Origin of the sequence: Chryseobacterium indologenes (genome assembly GCA_016025055.1) — a bacterium.
Classification (GTDB): Bacteria; Bacteroidota; Bacteroidia; order Flavobacteriales; family Weeksellaceae; genus Chryseobacterium; species Chryseobacterium indologenes.
On record CP065590.1, the window covers coordinates 1,710,197 to 1,726,986 of the forward strand.

The following is a 16,790-nucleotide window of genomic DNA, read 5'->3' on the forward strand; positions in this document are numbered from 1 at the left end:
TTTCAGATTTAAATTTTGCTTAACAGCAGTATCCGTCCTTACCCACAGGGCCAATGATCATGAAATGGGATGGTACTCCTCTCAGCTTACAAAGGCCTTCCGCACAGGTTCCAGCACCTCCGCCGATCTCTTTTAATTCTCTTTTTGAGAGCTTTCTTTTTTCGATAACTGATTTTTTCATAGTAATTTTGATTTGGTATTAAAAAACTGATTAACAGCAAAACTCATCCTGAACTCCGGGTACACCTGAACGTTCTCTACCTGTTCTTCGGTCTGTACAAGTAATCACGATAGGGCAGACAGGGCCTGCTCCTTTAATTTCTTTCAAGTCTTTTTTGTTCAGTTTTCTTTTCTGAATGCTTGTTGTTTTCATAATGCATAGAGATTGAGATGATACATTAATTCCAGGAGCTATCCTTAGCAACAAGGTCCATCCTGAATCCCGTAAACACCATATACTTCCTCACCGGTATTGGGGTCAAAACAGCTCAATACCAACGGGCAAAAAGGTCTGGCGCCACTGATTTCCTTTAATTGTTTTTTGGTAAGTTTTTTTGTTTGAATGTTTGATTTTTTCATAGTATTTAAAGTTTAGAATATGTTGTATTATAATGTATTAGCAGCAGAATCCATCTCTTCCGATAAGTCCCGGAACAAGTTCACCTGTCACAGGATGTTCACAAAATCCTCTCAGACATAACGGAGGGCGTGCGCTACCGTTAATTTCTTTTAATTCAGTTTTACTAAGGGTTCTTTTTTGAATGTTTGATTTTTTCATGATAATTTGTTTATAGGTTTTTTAATTAACAGCAGAATCCGTCTCTTCCCACCAGACCGGGGATCAGCTCACCTGTTGAGGGATGCTGGCAGAAACCTTGCAGGCAGAACGGACGTGCACTTCCATTGATTTTTCTTAAGTCACTTTTACTAAGTACTTTTTTTTGAATGTTTAATTTTTTCATGATAGTTTTAATTTGTTTTTTTTGAATTAACAGCAATATCCGTCTTCTCCTACAAAACCTCTGAAGAGGTCATCCGATCCCGGAACCTTACAGAATCCTCTGAAGCATGCCGGGGATGTACCACCGTTGATTCCCTTTAATTCTGCTTTTGTCAACTTTCTTTTTGAATGTTTAATTTTTTCATGGTATTTTTAATTTGATTGTAAGCTAATTTACATTTTATTTCGAATAACTCAATGGTTGGTGAAAGAAATTAATACAATTATTGAAATTATTAACAAACTTTAACATGTTGATTATCACAGAGAAAATACCCTTTTCTTATTTTTGGATATGAAAACACTGTTGAAGACATTGCCCGTGCTTTTGTTTTGTATCATTTGCAAAGCCCAACAGGCAGAAGTCTCTGTACTGCAATATGAGGCGCTCGAAAACCGGATCCGCCAGGAACATGAAAAGCTTCTTGTCGTGAACTTCTGGGCAACCACCTGCGCACCATGTGTAAAAGAATTGCCTCATTTTATGGAAATCAATAATGAATATGCCGGGAATTCAAAGTTTAAAATGATACTGGTGTCATTAGACAGGCTTGCAGACAGGGACAGAGTAGTGAAATTTATCAAAAATAAAAATCTCACCGCCGAAGTTGTGCTATTGGATGACATCAAAAGAATGAATACCTGGATTCCAAGATTTGAAAAAAACTGGGATGGAAATATTCCGGTCACTGTGTTTTATAAAAACGGAGAAAAAGTAAAGTTCAATGACGGAGAAATGAGTAAAGAAGAACTTAGAAAAACAATTAATGAAAATGTACAATAAGCTATTTATTATGAAAAACCTGAAAGTAGTATTCACCGTATTCTGTATCGGTTTTGGATTGTTAAGCTTTACTTCCGCCGATCATGATAAAAATAATCCTCAGAAGGAAACGCATTCGGTAAAAGGCTATGCCGTAGGAGATGAGGCCACGGACTTTAAGCTTAAAAATATCGATGGGAAACTGGTTTCTTTAAGTGATTTTAAAAGTGCTAAAGGATTCATTGTCATATTTACCTGCAATCATTGCCCGTATGCCAAAAAGTACGAAGACAGGATTATTGAACTTGATAAAAAATATAAATCTCAGGGATATCCGGTGATTGCCATTAATCCTAATGACCCCAATGTACAGCCGGAAGACGGCTACCAGCAAATGATCGAGCGTGCAAAACAGAAAGGTTTTACTTTTCCGTATTTAGTAGATGAAGGACAAAAAATTTATCCTCAGTACGGTGCTACAAAAACACCTCATGTGTTTGTACTCCAAAAAGAGAGCGGTAAAAATATAGTAAAGTATATTGGAGCTATTGACAACAATTATGACAATCCTAAGGACGTCTCGGAATATTATGCTCAGGATGCCGTCAATGCATTAATCAAAGGAGAACCGATAAAGATGACCAAAACTGTTACCATCGGATGTACTATAAAGGTAAAGAAATAGAGATATTTGTTGATCATACAATCGGTATTCTTTGGAATGCCGATTTTTTATAACCTTGAATTGACTCAACAAAAATGAAATTTAAATTTAATCTTACCTATTTCCTACTGACTTTATTGATTTTCCTGCTGGAAGTATTAATCGCTACGAAACTGAAAAATATATTTTTTGTCAGAGCATATCTTGGTGATGTTATCGTAGTCATATTGCTGTATACTTTCGTTAAAAGTTTTGTCAAACTTAATGATCAGAAACTCATCCCGGGAATTTTTATTTTTTCCTGCCTGGTAGAATTTGCCCAGTATTTTAATATAGCAGAAAAATTAGGTTTTCAGCCGGGAAGTGTGATGTATGTGATCATCGGAAATTCTTTTTCATGGATTGATATTCTGTGTTATGCTGTAGGTTGTCTTTTACTGTATATCGGAGTAAAAGTAAAGCCTTCAAAAGAATTGAAGGCTTTCTAAAAATGTATTGCGGAGCTTATTTTACTGTTTTAAATAGTAAAGGTTGTCTCAGCATAGTTCTTACAGGTATTCCATTATCTTCTGCGGGAATCCACTTGGTATTTATTTTTCTGAGAGCTCGTAGAAACTCATCCTTAATAGCTTCATTGTCGGTAGATTCTATTTTGAAATTCGACATACTGCCGTCTTTTTCAACCAAAAAAACAGCCGTTGCCTTAGCTTCCTTTACCCCTGCCGCCTGCAATGCCTGCGAACGGAATTTACTGACGAATTCATCACGGAAAGCTTTTAATCCACCCGGAAATTCAGGGTTTTTAAACTTCTTTTGGGGTTCTGAAGTGCGGGTTGTCTGCGTTTGCTGATTAGTTGTTGCCTGCTGTTGGGCTTTCAAAGAAAATAAACCCAATAGTATTGTACTTATCGTTACATATTTTTTCATTGTCAATTATCTTCCGAAGCTGTCGTACTTATCTTCTGCATATTGGGTAAAACGGTTGAGTAAGGCCACGTTTTCTTTTTCCAAAGGAGAAAGCTCATTATCTACATTGTTTGAAACAGGAATATACCAGTCTGTTTGCTCGAAGAAATTTCTGTAGGTTTCTTTTTTGAAGGAGTAGCCATGTCTTGCAAACACAGAATTTTTAATAATCTCCAGGTCAAGCTTCCTTAAATTTTTAAGATCTTTCTCCGTCAGTTTCTGCTTGGAGGCATTTAACTTAAAAATGGCCTCAGAGGCAACGCGGTTTTTGGATGTTGTATAGCTTTCTGTTTTCCCTGTTTCGTCGTCCGTATATTTTTCTACAAAGTCTTTAGGATTAGACCAGTCTACCAGATTTGAATCTTTATCCAGCATGAAATTTGGATTGTAAACAAATTCTTTTTTGGTGAGCTTAAGCGTTTTTACAGGAGATTTTACAGAAGTTTTGTTAAACGCATTCCATTTACCTGTCAGACTGTCTCCGCTAAGTTTTACTTCAAATCTTCCGTCTGTTTTATCATTTCCCGGTTCATCCAGGACAAATGATTTAGAAGCCTCGTTAAATACTCCTCTGAAAGGACGCTGGTTCCCGTTTACGATACTTTGACCATAGACGCTGTCTTTTGTAATCCGGTTGATCTTTAAAGAGATTTTCTTGTACGTACTGGCTTCAAATTCAGTTCCATCAGAGTCGTCGATCATCTTTTCCATTCCGGCAAAGTCACCGGTATAGATCCCGTAATACTCTTTATGTACTTCGGGAATAACCACAGAATTTTTTTTTGCAGTTAAAGAATCCTTTCCTGATTCATTGGTCTTACCGTCTTTTTTGCAGCTCAGTAAAGAGAGCGCCAGTGCGGAAATAAGGGTGTAATGCAAAGTTTTCATATAAGTTTTTTTATTATTAAGTATTCAATGAGAAGGATATTGGGAATCCAGCCCAGCCAGGCAATGATCTGATACACATCCATGGGATTGGGGTGGAATAAATATACGATAATAACTTTCCACATCCGTAATGTAATGGCAGATAATGTAAATGCAAAACTCCGCCACATCCACAGCTTATGTGGTTTAAATTTTTTTGTCTGGCCAGCTGATAAGCTTTAAATGTCGAAAACCACCAAAAAAAGCCTAGTATTACGAATGAAACCTTTGAAAGAAGTCCTCCATTGGCAAAGAATCCCATATAAATCCCTGAAGGAGCAGCCAAAAGTAAAATGAGAAAAATATAGACTTTTCCCATATTCCTGTGGAAATTTTTCCATCCGAAATCTTTCCTGATGATGGAGAAAAACCCTGACAGTAATACAAAAATACTGGTGTAAACATGCGTGTAGAAAAAATAGAGGTATTCCGGTCTCTGTTCCACTTCAGTTTGCTTAATCATCAGAAAGCTTACATTCGGATCCAAAGGAATATACTCCAGCGTTATTTTCAGCATCAGCCAAAAGAAATATACAAATCCTAGGATGAGAAGGATTTTGAAAAATGTGATATATCTTTTGGCTGAAAACAGATCCATGTTTTAATCAAAACTTATTGACATTGGAAGGGTGTACCAATAGTCGACAGGTTTATTTTTATAAACAGCGGGCTCCCATTTTTTGTTTATAGTATTGATGATCCTTATCATTTCTTTATTAAAGCTTTCCTGTTCTCCGTTTGCCGTTACAGAGCTCAGTTCCCCCTTGGAATCAATTAGAAACTTTACCTCTGTGTTTGCTGATTCTGTAATAATGCTGGGGTCTAATTTGCTCATAATGAGTGTTTTGAATACGGTAATTCCTCCTGGGAATTCAGGCTTTATATCTGCTTCATTAGTGTAATCTTTTACAGGAGATTCTGTCCGGTCCTGTTTTGCCTGAGAAAAACATAATGTGAACCCAAGCATAATTAGTAGAAATATTAATTTTTTCATGTGTCGTTATACTTATTTTAGTGATTTTTATAGGGAATTTAAATGTTGTGCAATCAGCCATCCTTCACTCCAGCATGCCTGGAAGTTGAAACCTCCGGTTACCGCATCTATATTTAAAACTTCTCCGGCAATATAAAAATTTGGAAGCAGCTTTGAAGACATGTTTTTAAAGTTAATTTCCTTTAAATCAACACCTCCGGCCGTTACAAACTCATCTTTAAAAGTCGATTTTCCGGTCACCCGAAACTTTTTCTTACAAAGGGTTTCAATAATTTTCTGCATCTCTTTTCCCGAAATATTGGCAACCTGCTTGTTCAGGTCCACTTTGGAAATTTCCAATATTTTCTGCCAGAACCTGTTTGTGATATCAAATATTTTGGATTGCCCGATGCTCTTTTTAGGGTTGTTTTGTTTGAAGTCCTGGAAGATTTCTTCTGCTTCATCCGTTGGTACCGAAATGAAATTAACCTCGATTTCGAAATTATATTTTAACTGAGCCAGACTAATGGCTTCCCAGGCAGAAATTTTCAGAACTGCCGGCCCGGAAAGTCCCCAATGGGTAATTAATAATGGTCCGCTTTCTTCCGTTTTTAATTTAGGAATCGAAATCCCGGCATTCTCAAAGCTCGTTCCCGGAAGATCTTTTAAAAGTTCATCTTTAATATTAAAAGTAAAAAGAGAAGGCACAAGATCTACGATTTTATGTCCCAGATTTTGTACAATTTTCAGGGATTTGGGAGAACTTCCGGTTGTATATACCACAAAATCTGCTTCAAAATCTCCTGAATTGGTTTTTACAAGATATTTTTCATCCTGTTTTTCAATTTCTTTAACGGTACATTTTGTTTTTACAACCACATTTTTCTTCTGGGTTTCACTCAGGAATGTATTGATGATGGTCTGTGAAGAATTACTTTCCGGGAACGTTCTGTTGTCATTTTCAATTTTTAACGGAACATTACGGTTATCAAACCATTCCATCGTATCTCCCGGCTGAAATTTGGTGAAAACACTGAGTAATTCTTTGTTTCCACGAGGGTAGAATTGTACAAGCTCTCGCGGGTCAAAGCAGGCATGGGTAACATTACACCGTCCGCCTCCGGAAATCTTAACTTTCTGAAGGACATCAGAGTTCTGTTCTAAAATCGTAATACTATATTTCTTTTCGTCAAGGTTCGCCGCGCAGAAAAAGCCCGCGGCACCGCCTCCGATAATGATGATCTGTTTCATGTATATGTAATCCTATGCTGAAGATTATTTTTTCAAAAGTACAATTTTTATAAACCATCTTATTTGAGTATTTTTGAAGATTATAATTTTAATTATACCAAAAACGATTTTCATATGATTTTCTACCATAAATTTGAAGTGAGATGGAGCGATCTTGATGCAAACAAGCATTTGGCAAATTCATCCTATGTACAGTATTGTGCGCAAGCCAGAATGGCTTTTATGACCAAAGAAAAAATGGGGGTTACTCAGTTAAGCAGATGGGGGATTGGCCCGGTAATCCTGCATGAGAGATACTCTTTTTTCAAGGAAATCTATGCAGATCAGATTGTGATTGTAAGCGTAGAGATAGACGGGTGTGCAGAAGATTCTTCTATCTACCGTTTTGTTCATAAATTTTATACTCCTGACGGTCAGCACTGTGCAACAGCAGAAGCAACGGGAGTATGGATCGATATGATGCTGAGAAAAATGACCACTCCGCCGGATGATGTAGTGGAGGCAATGAATAAATATAAAAGCCCGGAAACCGTGGTGCTGTCAAAAGAAGACTTTAAAAAACTTCCTTTCCACCCACACAATATTGATCCGGCAGAAATTATCATCTAAATAAAAATTATGTTTGAAGATAAATCACAGGAGCTGACGCCCATTTCAAAACTTGGAGAATTTGGTCTGATCAAGCACTTGACAGAACATTTCCCTTTATCCAATGAATCTTCGCAACTTGGGGTAGGAGATGATGCGGCGGTTATTAATCCTGAAAATAAAAAAGTAGTTCTTACGACAGATGTTCTCGCAGAAGGGGTACATTTTAATCTTGGCTATGTTCCGTTAAAACACTTAGGATATAAAGCTGTGGTTGTAAACCTTAGTGATATTGCGGCAATGAATGCCGTTCCTACTCAGATTCTTGTTTCTTTGGCAGTATCAAACCGTTTCCCGGTGGAAGCACTGGAAGAAATTTATTCCGGAATTCAGGCGGCCTGTTCAAGATACAAAGTTGACCTGATCGGAGGGGATACGACAAGTTCCAATTCGGGATTGGTCATGAGTATTACTGCAGTAGGAATTGAGACCGACGAAAATATAGTGAAGAGAAGCGGTGCAAAACCTAATGATCTTCTTGTAGTAACCGGAGATCTGGGAGGAGCGTACATGGGATTGCAGGTACTGGAAAGAGAACATGCAGTTTACCTTGCGGACCCGAATATGCAGCCGGAAATGGAAGGGTACGACTACATCCTCGAAAGACAGCTGAAACCGGAAGCAAGAACAGATGTTAAAACGATTTTACAGGAGCTCGATATCCGGCCAACTTCTATGATCGATATTTCTGACGGCCTGGCTTCTGAGATCCTTCACCTTTCCGATCAGTCGAAAGTAGGATTCAGATTGTATGAAGAAAAAATTCCGTTGGACAGCCTTACGATTTCTACAGCGGATGAAATGAACTTAAACCCCGTCATGACTGCGTTAAGCGGCGGTGAAGATTACGAATTGTTATTCACCATTTCGCCGAATGATTTTGATAAAATTAAAAACCATCCTGATTTTACCATTATAGGACATGCCGTGGAAAATGAAGAAGGAAACTTCATGGTAGCAAGAGGATCCAACCAGTTGGTGGCTCTTACTGCTCAGGGATGGGATGCCTTTTTAGGGAACCAGAATGGATAAAATTATATTTAATTTTACATATTGTAGAAAACCGCAGCATTTTTTTGCTGTGGTTTTTGTTTATAACCTAACCCTTTCATAATACAATGATGAATATACCCGAAAAAGAAATTCCGGTACACCACCTTACTTCCGAACAGTTTCAGATGAGTACGCTGAGTGCAGCGGGCCCGGAAAATTTCCATGATGTTCACCGGCACAATTTTTTTGAAATTATCTGGTTTAGGGAAGTCTATGAAAATAGCCGCCTGGAATTGGATTTTGAAAGCTATAAAGTTGAGAACAACCAGATTTGCATTATTGCTCCGGGACAGGTATTCAATATGAAAATAAAAGGAGAGGAGGGATATGCCATGGCAATCAGCCGCGAAATTTTCAACGAAGCCTGCAATATAGAATCTGTCCTGACAGGAGGTTCGCTTCCTTTCCCTCTGGATCCGGAAAATGAACAAACCTGTCACACCATCATGCTGTTGATTCAGCAGGAATATAAGGGAGCTGCCAGAACCGAGCTTTTGAAGTCTTATCTTAAAGCATTTTGCATTATCATAGGAGAGCAAATAAATCCGCAAGAACCCTTATTAAATGACCGGCAGCGTATCCAGGAACTGATAACACTTATTGAAAAGCATTATATTCGGCATAGGGAAACAGGTTTTTACGCTGAAAAATTAAAAATAAGCACCCATCACCTGAATGACATTGTACGCCTACTGAGAGGAACAACCGTAAAAAAAATGATCAGCCAGCGCCTTATTCTGGAAGCCAAAAGAGAATTGAGTTTTGGTGCATTAACTGTGAAGGAAATTGCCTTTAAGCTGGGATTCAGGGATGCTTCTTACTTCTCCCGTTTCTTTAAAAAACATACAGGACAAAATCCTGACGGTTTTAAATTCGGAAATACTTAATCTTCAGAATGTTCCGCTGGATGAGGTTTGCAATGCTTTAATTTACTATGAATACATGGATGAATCCTCAATTTGTGCTAGTCTTCCTTCATTTGTTTTATTGTAAGCTTTTGGTTTTTTAGTGAATTTTGCAGACTGAAAAACAGCCTTTGGAGGCTTATAGTTATTTATGAAGAAGTTAAATATTGTAGTGTTTATATTAGCGCTACTCAACACGTTGGAGTCGTTAAGTATCGATCTTTATCTTCCTGCTTTTCCAAGCATGGCCGAAATTTTTAATACCGATATCGGGCATATCCAGATTTCCATTTCTGTCTTCTTTGCAGGATTTGCATTCGGACAGCTTTTGTGGGGACCATTATCAGATAAGAAAGGTCGTAAACCTATGTTATATTGCGGACTTTTGTTATTTATTATTGGAGCAACCGCTATTTATTTTACCTCAGATATTTATGTTTTATGGGCCATGCGTTTTCTGCAGGCCTTTGGAGGAAGTGCGGGAATTGTCATCGGAAGGGCGATTATCATTGATCTTTATGATAAACAAAAATCGGTTACCATTTTTGCCCAGCAATCTCAGATCAGTGGTATCGCGCCGATTGTTGCTCCATTGATGGGAAGTGTATTTCTCAGATATTGGGGCTGGAACAGTTCATTTGCTTTTTTATGCATTATGGGACTGATCACTTTCTTTATGGTATACAAATATGTTCCCGAAACCAATACCAGAATTAATAATCCCGATGATATTATCGATGAAAAAGGATTAAAAGATCAGCTGAAAATGATTATTTCCAATAAAGATTTCATCAACAGTACGATGATCGGAAGTATCGCTTTTGCCTCTTTAATTATTTATATTTCAAATGCTCCCTTCCTTTTTATGGAAATTCATGGGTTTTCCAGCGGGGTCTTCAGTTTTATATTTGCATTCAACTCATTAGCCCTGATTACGGCGGCTTATATTACCCCAAGGCTGATTAAAAGAATCAGCAATTCGAACCTGTTATTTGGTGCAACAGCGATGTTATTGATTGTTTGTGTACTGCATATTGTGATTGCGGCCGGAAATCTATCTGTGGCGCTGGAAATTGCGATGTTGTACCTATCATTGCTAGCCATAGGAATTTTGTTTCCTATAACATCAGCTCATGCTTTGTCTCCATTTAAAGAAGGAAGAGGTACTGCTGCTGCACTTTTAGGCTTTATGCAGTTGATGGTTACCTTCATTACATCCGGATTACTTGGATTGCTGGAAGCAGACTCTATTATTCCAATGGTAGCCGCCCGCGCAGGAATTGCACTGGTTGCAGTATGGTTTGCATACCGTATTGTTCAAAGTAAAAAAACAGTCGTTCAGGAGAAAATGGCTTAAGGCGCTCTGAACGTTTAAGACACTATATTTTTAATCTTGTTGAGAAGTTGAGGCCGGAAGAGGTCCACTGATAAATGATCAGCTCATCTTCCGGCTTTCAACTCTTTTTCAGTAAAAATCAATATGAAATTGGTTTTATCCTTTCATTTCCTCTCTTGGTCATACCATTCACACACTTAATCAAGTAATTTTTGTAAAAAACAGCCAATAGGCTCTCTTTGCATAAAATTTAAATTATGAAGAGAAGTCTTTTGACAGCTTTTTGCTGTCTTCTTTCTGTGGGATACTGGATCAGCGCCCAGACAGGAATATCTGCGGAGCTTAAAACGGAATATATTCCTTTTTCAAATTATATCCGTCCGGAGGACAGTGTAAAAACAAATTCTAAAAGCGACTTTAAAAGAGTTGATCTGAACCTGAGCATTCCTTTATCGGTAAAAAAAGATACCAACGGGAAAATCCGGGAGTGGTCTATGCTGCTTGGCGGGTCGTACGCAAAAATGTCACACAAAAACTATGACAACCAGTTGTTTCCTGCTCAAATGCTGAATGCGCAGGTGGGAATACAGCATATGCGACCTTTGGGAAAGAAGTGGAGCATGATGATGACGGCTACGGTAGGAGTGTATACCGATCTTGAAAAAATTGACTTTAATGACGTACTGGGACAGGGAGGTATTTTGTTTATCAGACATTTCAACCCCAATCTGGCATTAGGAGGAGGCCCTGTTCTTACAACGGCATTTGGTGCTCCTATGGTTTTGCCATGGATTTATTTTGATTGGAAAACCAACGGAAAAATCAAGTTTAATATTAACTTCCCGGAAGGAATGGAAGCCGGCTACCAGTTCACCGATAAATTTGCTTTAAAAGCCGTTGTCAATCTCAGTGGAATGTCTGTAGAAAGAAACAAAGACGGCAAATCTACCCTTCTGGGCTACCAGCAAATCACCGCAGGATTAAGACCTGAAATACAGCTGAATGATAAGCTGGCTCTCCGCCTTACCGGAGGAACGACTTTAATCCGAAGCTTCAGTGAGAGCGACCGGAAGATTTCCAGTATTTTTAAAGACAAGAAAGTAGCAGATCCACGCTTTGCCAGTACATTTTATGTCGCGGTAGCCTTACGCTGGAATTTACCTTAATAAATGAAAAACAGGTCGGAAATGATAAAGTTTCTCATTTCCGACCGTTTTTTACTTGCTGATCAGTTTTTTATATACCACCTGATTCAGCAGTTCTTCTTTTCGGGTACGCGAAATGGGAAGCTCTGTTTTATTGATGAATAAACGGCCCCCGGAGATCATATCGATATGGGTGATATTGATTAGGAACGATTTATGGATTCGGAAAAAATGTTCCGAGGGTAAAGATTCTTCTATAGCTTTCATTGTCTGATGGATCACGAGAGATTTGTCTTTAAAATGAAGCTTTGTATAGTTCTGCATACTTTCAATGTATAAAATATCCACCCACGAAACTTTAATAAACGTATCGGATTGTCTTACATAGAGGAAAGGATCATCTAAAGGCGTATTTTTTTTCAGTTTTTCATTGATAATAAACTGTTGCTGTGCTTTATTGACAGCCTGATAAAAACGGTTAAAAGCAATCGGTTTTAAAAGATAATCTGCCACCTGCAGGCGAAATCCTTCCAGTGCGTATTCGGAATAGGCAGTAGTTAAAATACATAAAGGCGGATTTTCCAGCTGCTCAAGAAACTCAAGACCGGTCAGGTAAGGCATATTGATATCCAGGAAAAGAAGGTCTATTTCAGTTTCCTTTACTTTTGCATCTGCTTCCAGGGCTGTGGCGCAGGTTCCTTCCACAGAAAGGAAATCAATCTGATCTGCCAATTCTTTAAGATGGAATCTTGCCAGCGGCTCATCATCTATAATCAGGCATTTCATTTTAGGAATCGTATTGCTGCTCATTTTCTTTGGATAATTCTAAGGTTAAAGTGACGGTATAAACCTGATCATCAGACTCAATTTTAAGATTATATAAATCAGGATATTGTAGTTTTAAGCGTTTTTTTACATTTTGGAGACCAATTCCTCCGGCGCCGTCTTTCTTTTTATAGAGCGTCATATCCGTGTATGAATTTTCAACATAAAAAAAGAGCTTCTCATTTTCTTCAGTACAGGAAATTTTTACATATCCCTTGTGCCCCGGAAGACGGCAAACATATTTGAAGGCGTTTTCAATAAAAGGAACCAGCAAAAGAGGAGCAATCTCCGCCTTTTTATTGTTGATGTTCCATGTTGCTTTTACATCAAGTTCATTTCCCCACCGCAATTTTTCCACTTCTACCAGATTCTGAAGATATTCAATTTCTTTATCTAGCGGAACCAATGGCTGGTTGCAATGATAGAGCTGATACCTTAGAATATCCGAAAATTTCATCAGAAGAAAATCGGCAAGCTGGGTATCTGTTTTCATCAGAATGTGGATGTGATTCATAATATTGAAAACCAGATGAGGATTTATCTGATCCTGCAATAATTTTAGTTGATTCTCCAGATGAGCCTGCTGAAGAAGGATATGATCACGCTCTATTCTTCCGTGTTCTTTGTAAAACTTAATTCCGCAAGCGGAGCCGTTGATCAGAAATGAGGCCGGCAGAGACATATAAAATCCTTGCCATAAAATAGGTAAATGATCTACAAATCTTTCAGGAAGGTGATTTTTAGGAAACTCCTCAAGATAAGTGAAAATGAAAGAAAATATCAGACTCAGTAAGAAAATAACCATAATGGTCTGAATGAGGAATCGCTTCATCTTTTTAGCCCTCAGTGCTTTTGGGAGCAGTTTGTTGGTTAAAAAGTGAGTGAAAGTAAAAGAACCGATACCAATAATAATAGCCTGGAGCATCGCCAGGTATTTTTCTGTAGAAGTCTGAAAGTTGCACCACAATACAAAGGTAAAAACAAGCCAGAACAGAAAAGTAAAAATATGTTCTTTTAAAACAAAGGGTTTTGTCATGGTTGAAACAGTAGTAAATTCATAAAAAAATAGAAACTGCACGGTCACAGTTTCTAATGGTAAAGATAATTTAAGTTTTTTAGAACAGGAAATAGCCTATTCCTAAGCTAAAGCTGTGGGGTTTTGATTTAAAATCTTTACTGATGCTTGATAAACCGGTTTCATATTTAAGGTCAACCGTGAAGTTCTTATAATCTACTCCTACACCTCCTGTAATTCCGATATTGGATTTGTCAAATTTGATAAAACCTTCCTGAATAGCATGAGAGGTTGAAATTTTATTATTAAAAGCATAGCTGTAAACACCTCCGGCAAATACCCTGAAATTAAAATCATCTGTGTTTACAATTTTGTATCCTACTACCACAGGAATATCAATGGCATTCCATGTAAGTTTTGCATTACTTCCGTCCTTGATATCGTAAGATGTCTTTCTTTTGTTGAATAAGGCTTCTCCTTGTACATACAGTTTTCCAATATCCATTCTGGTCATGACTCCGGCCTGATATCCGAAACCGTATTTCCCTTCCAATAAAGAAGACTCCGTTGAGGTTTTGGTAAAACTGGTTCCTCCCTTTACCCCGATGTGAAAAGCAGGAGTCTGCTGAGCCTGAAGATCTACGGAGCACGTAATGCATAATAACAAAGCAGTTAATGCCAAAAAATGTTGTTTCATAAATTGATAAGTATTAAAAATTTGATGCAAAACAACGGATCGGAAAGCGCAGATGAAATTTTATTTGATGAATGGCAGGGATGCTTTGACCAAGGTCTTTTTACGGATGAAAAGAAAAATCGGAAGTAATGCTACTTCCGATTGATCATTTTTACTAATAGGGTTCTTCAACACAAATCGTTGGAGGGGTGCATCCGCCGGTTCCTCCGCCGGGATTTCCTCCGCCTCCTACGGCAATACACTGTCCCGGGCTCCCGTCATCATACATTTCACAAGCTTTTCCCCAGGCACATTGGCAGTCGCTTTGGCAATTATAATGATCTCCGCCCATGTGGCAGGTATCGATTCCGTTCCCAAGAATCGTTGAAAGATCCTTTCTCAAAAGTTTTTTCATTGTTTTCATAGTTTAATTTGGTATTAAAAGGTATCGTTTAGAATTGTACCTTCTGTGTAAATATAATGAAATAGTCTTAATGTATTGTAAATGAATCGGATGTAGGTTGTTTTTAAGCGAAAAGAAGCCACTGCAAAAGTGACTTCCTTATGAAATATCGGGATTTCAGCCTTAGAAAGTGAAGTCCTTTTGATACAGTGTATATTCTTTTTTGAACAGTGGAATAGTACCCTCATATCTAAAAGGAGCAATGCCAAAACCATAAAACATATCGGCCTGAATTTTTCCATTTACCTTAAATATTCCCTTTCTTTCAGGAATAAATGTTAATCCCAAAGAAGCAGGAGCAGAAAGTCTTCCCCGCAATCCTGAGTTGGCAATAGGAATAGAAACAAACATCAGTCCTACAGCTCCTTTTGCTTCTAATCCGGCTTCTGCAGAAAGATTTCCTTCAACACCGGTAATTTCAGGATCTGATTTTTTTCTCAGGTTGATATTAAGCGCCGGCTTTGTGCTGACCAGGAAGTTGGCATTTCCTTCAAGATCCAAAAGCTGCCCCTGGACTTTTCCTGTAGCTTGTACCCCGACAAAAGGTCCCGCAGAAAGTGTAGGGCTTAATATAAGTCCTGTAGGCCCCAATACAATCGGAACGATAGGAATATTCAGATAATCCGTAGTGCTCAGTGTATAGCCAAGACTTCCCACAATAGTTGCCGTACTCTGAAGCTGGATATCATCCATGATAAGGTTCACATAATAATCAGATAAATGTCCCCATGAGAAGGAGATATGGTAATCTATTTTTGGCGTAAACCCACCTTTTACATTCACACTGGATGCTCCTGCTGACGAGATGGGAAATGAGAAAGTTTTATCAAAATTGAAACGGTTAAAAGCAATGATTTTTTGATTTTGAAGATTCTTTGCCTCAATAGAATGTATTTTACTGGTGATTTCTCTGGAAACCATACCTTCTACAGGAATATAATTAACCATTTTTCCATTGATGCTCACCGGCGCTTTATCTGAAGGATCGTACACTCCACTTAGTGTCCCGCTGTAAATAAATTCTTCTAGCTTAGCGCTGGAAGTCTGTACCGTAAATCCATTATTGATTTTGGAAACAGAAGTTACTTTCGATAGGATAGTACTTACCTGATCACCTTCTATCTTGGTACCTACAATAACAGTTCCGGCCGCAATACTATCCGTCTGCGGAGTGGTACGGTTAAAGGTAATCGCTCCTTCATTATGAGCTGATATTGCATGGATAGATTCGTCATTCAGAATGATAACATTTTTCTGTAAAGTCAGGTTTCCTAAGGTTTTCATAGGTGCAGATTCTGCCTTTTTTTCTACAGGAGCATCTGCCGGATCATCCTGAGAACATGACGTTAAAAGAAACATGCAGAAAATAGCAAAAAGAATAGAGAAACAAAATTTTCTGCTGATTGTAAAGAGATTAGAATTCATTTTCATAAACAGTGATTTTAAGTTTCAATCTAAATTAGGTGAATTATTTAATGTCTACAAAAGAATCAAATTAAATTATTGTTGGCAACATAATGATTTTCAGAATGATTTGTATTTTCATTCTGGAAATAAAGGAATGTCATGAAAATGGTGAAAAAAATAACCCGCTGTTGTTGCGGGTTATTTATATTATTTTTAAAACTGAAAGACATTGGTATCGAAACTGCAGACGATACGGGCTTTCCGTTGGCCACCGCTGGTTTCCATTTGCCTTTATCCTTAATGCGATAAAAAGCGGCTTCTATGAATGCGTTTACATCTTCATTATTTCCCTTTACCTGAGCATCCAGAGCATTCCCTTTAGAGTCTACTACAAAACTGAGGGTTGCTTTATAAGATTCAGAAGAAAAGTTTAAGAAAGCCAGATCAATCGATTCGGTTAAAAGCTTTTGAAAAGAAGCTTTACCTTGCTCATAGTCGGCTTCTTTAGTAACTTTAGACTTTGTAGGCGGATCTGCGGCAATCATTTTCTTGTCTTCCAATGAAAGCTTATCCAGAGCAGCTTTATAGGAGTTTATCTTATCTTCGGTAAGAAGCCATTCCTTCTTAGTTCTTAAATCATTAGGCTTCGGATATTTGTTATACAAAGCCGTCTTTTTTCTTTCATAACGTGAATCTGCCCGTTGAAATTCGGAAATCTGGGCGCTGCTAAAAATAAAAGTGAAAATACATGCAAATGCTAAGAACTTTTTCAT

General features: G+C 37.9%; 23 protein-coding genes and 1 pseudogene. 8 read left to right on the plus strand and 16 right to left on the minus strand.

Going from position 1 to position 16,790, the window contains the following annotated elements; genetic code table 11:
- Window positions 1-19 precede the first annotated feature (19 nt).
- From H3Z85_07700 to H3Z85_07720, 5 genes are read right to left on the minus strand one after another with little or no spacing between them, the layout of a single operon-like run.
- Window positions 20-181 carry a hypothetical protein gene (locus tag H3Z85_07700; GenBank protein ID QPQ53228.1) on the minus strand — a complete coding sequence of 54 codons (162 nt, stop codon included), beginning with the start codon at window positions 179-181 and terminating at the stop codon, window positions 20-22.
- 30 nt (window positions 182-211) lie between these two features.
- Complete coding sequence (locus H3Z85_07705; GenBank protein ID QPQ53229.1) at window positions 212-373, minus strand: hypothetical protein; 162 nt, start codon at window positions 371-373, stop codon at window positions 212-214.
- 44 nt (window positions 374-417) lie between these two features.
- Window positions 418-579 carry a hypothetical protein gene (locus H3Z85_07710; protein ID QPQ53230.1) on the minus strand — a complete coding sequence of 54 codons (162 nt, stop codon included), beginning with the start codon at window positions 577-579 and terminating at the stop codon, window positions 418-420.
- Between the two features lie 37 nt (window positions 580-616).
- Window positions 617-778: a hypothetical protein gene (locus H3Z85_07715; protein ID QPQ53231.1), complete on the minus strand. Its 162-nt coding sequence runs from the start codon at window positions 776-778 to the stop codon at window positions 617-619.
- A gap of 25 nt (window positions 779-803) precedes the next feature.
- Window positions 804-962 carry a hypothetical protein gene (locus H3Z85_07720; protein ID QPQ53232.1) on the minus strand — a complete coding sequence of 53 codons (159 nt, stop codon included), beginning with the start codon at window positions 960-962 and terminating at the stop codon, window positions 804-806.
- A gap of 333 nt (window positions 963-1,295) precedes the next feature.
- On the opposite strand from H3Z85_07720, the gene H3Z85_07725 reads away from it, so the two are divergent.
- The 3 genes from H3Z85_07725 to H3Z85_07735 all read left to right on the plus strand — a co-directional run bounded on the left by H3Z85_07725 (window position 1,296) and on the right by H3Z85_07735 (window position 2,915).
- A complete protein-coding gene (locus H3Z85_07725; GenBank protein QPQ53233.1) occupies window positions 1,296-1,784 on the plus strand; it encodes a TlpA family protein disulfide reductase in 489 nt (162 codons plus the stop codon).
- Window positions 1,785-1,794: 10 nt separating this feature from the next.
- Entirely contained in the window at window positions 1,795-2,448 is a 654-nt protein-coding gene (locus H3Z85_07730; GenBank protein QPQ53234.1) for a thioredoxin family protein, read from the plus strand.
- Between the two features lie 74 nt (window positions 2,449-2,522).
- A complete protein-coding gene (locus tag H3Z85_07735) occupies window positions 2,523-2,915 on the plus strand; it encodes a DUF2809 domain-containing protein (protein QPQ53235.1) in 393 nt (130 codons plus the stop codon).
- Between the two features lie 16 nt (window positions 2,916-2,931).
- Here H3Z85_07735 and H3Z85_07740 read toward each other — a convergent pair whose 3' ends face one another.
- From H3Z85_07740 to H3Z85_07760, 5 genes and pseudogenes are all read right to left on the minus strand, one after another.
- Window positions 2,932-3,354, minus strand: coding sequence for a hypothetical protein (locus tag H3Z85_07740; protein QPQ53236.1), 423 nt, complete (start codon window positions 3,352-3,354; stop codon window positions 2,932-2,934).
- 6 nt (window positions 3,355-3,360) lie between these two features.
- On the minus strand, window positions 3,361-4,281 hold the full coding sequence (locus H3Z85_07745) for a YARHG domain-containing protein (GenBank protein ID QPQ53237.1): 921 nt from the start codon (window positions 4,279-4,281) through the stop codon (window positions 3,361-3,363).
- Window positions 4,278-4,912, minus strand: a pseudogene (locus tag H3Z85_07750) (DUF2306 domain-containing protein). Before H3Z85_07750 ends, H3Z85_07745 begins: the two are co-directional and overlap by 4 nt.
- Window positions 4,913-4,921: 9 nt before the next feature.
- On the minus strand, window positions 4,922-5,314 hold the full coding sequence (locus H3Z85_07755; protein QPQ53238.1) for a hypothetical protein: 393 nt from the start codon (window positions 5,312-5,314) through the stop codon (window positions 4,922-4,924).
- 27 nt (window positions 5,315-5,341) lie between these two features.
- A complete protein-coding gene (locus H3Z85_07760; GenBank protein QPQ53239.1) occupies window positions 5,342-6,544 on the minus strand; it encodes an NAD(P)/FAD-dependent oxidoreductase in 1,203 nt (400 codons plus the stop codon).
- A gap of 114 nt (window positions 6,545-6,658) precedes the next feature.
- Here H3Z85_07760 and H3Z85_07765 point away from each other — a divergent pair, with 114 nt between their 5' ends.
- From H3Z85_07765 to H3Z85_07785, 5 genes are all read left to right on the plus strand, one after another.
- Window positions 6,659-7,153, plus strand: a complete 495-nt coding sequence (locus H3Z85_07765) for a thioesterase family protein (protein ID QPQ53852.1) — start codon at window positions 6,659-6,661, stop codon at window positions 7,151-7,153.
- A 9-nt stretch (window positions 7,154-7,162) separates the two neighbouring features.
- Entirely contained in the window at window positions 7,163-8,224 is a 1,062-nt protein-coding gene (gene thiL / locus H3Z85_07770; protein QPQ53240.1) for a thiamine-phosphate kinase, read from the plus strand.
- A gap of 86 nt (window positions 8,225-8,310) precedes the next feature.
- Window positions 8,311-9,132, plus strand: a complete 822-nt coding sequence (locus tag H3Z85_07775; protein QPQ53241.1) for a helix-turn-helix domain-containing protein — start codon at window positions 8,311-8,313, stop codon at window positions 9,130-9,132.
- A gap of 169 nt (window positions 9,133-9,301) precedes the next feature.
- Complete coding sequence (locus tag H3Z85_07780; GenBank protein QPQ53242.1) at window positions 9,302-10,507, plus strand: multidrug effflux MFS transporter; 1,206 nt, start codon at window positions 9,302-9,304, stop codon at window positions 10,505-10,507.
- 236 nt (window positions 10,508-10,743) lie between these two features.
- The gene (locus H3Z85_07785) at window positions 10,744-11,652 is read left to right on the plus strand and encodes a hypothetical protein (protein ID QPQ53243.1); all 909 of its coding nucleotides are present in this window, start codon (window positions 10,744-10,746) and stop codon (window positions 11,650-11,652) included.
- A gap of 51 nt (window positions 11,653-11,703) precedes the next feature.
- Here the strand turns inward: H3Z85_07785 and H3Z85_07790 are convergent, their stop codons facing one another.
- From H3Z85_07790 to H3Z85_07815, 6 genes are all read right to left on the minus strand, one after another.
- Window positions 11,704-12,441 (minus strand): response regulator transcription factor, encoded by a 738-nt coding sequence (locus H3Z85_07790; protein ID QPQ53244.1) that lies wholly within the window; start codon window positions 12,439-12,441, stop codon window positions 11,704-11,706.
- Window positions 12,419-13,492 carry a histidine kinase gene (locus H3Z85_07795; GenBank protein ID QPQ53245.1) on the minus strand — a complete coding sequence of 358 codons (1,074 nt, stop codon included), beginning with the start codon at window positions 13,490-13,492 and terminating at the stop codon, window positions 12,419-12,421. The genes H3Z85_07790 and H3Z85_07795 overlap by 23 nt, the downstream gene beginning before the upstream one ends.
- A gap of 79 nt (window positions 13,493-13,571) precedes the next feature.
- A complete protein-coding gene (locus H3Z85_07800; GenBank protein ID QPQ53246.1) occupies window positions 13,572-14,168 on the minus strand; it encodes a PorT family protein in 597 nt (198 codons plus the stop codon).
- Between the two features lie 154 nt (window positions 14,169-14,322).
- Window positions 14,323-14,562, minus strand: a complete 240-nt coding sequence (locus tag H3Z85_07805) for a hypothetical protein (GenBank protein ID QPQ53247.1) — start codon at window positions 14,560-14,562, stop codon at window positions 14,323-14,325.
- Between the two features lie 171 nt (window positions 14,563-14,733).
- The gene (locus H3Z85_07810) at window positions 14,734-16,041 is read right to left on the minus strand and encodes a hypothetical protein (GenBank protein ID QPQ53248.1); all 1,308 of its coding nucleotides are present in this window, start codon (window positions 16,039-16,041) and stop codon (window positions 14,734-14,736) included.
- Between the two features lie 59 nt (window positions 16,042-16,100).
- A complete protein-coding gene (locus H3Z85_07815) occupies window positions 16,101-16,790 on the minus strand; it encodes an energy transducer TonB (protein ID QPQ53249.1) in 690 nt (229 codons plus the stop codon).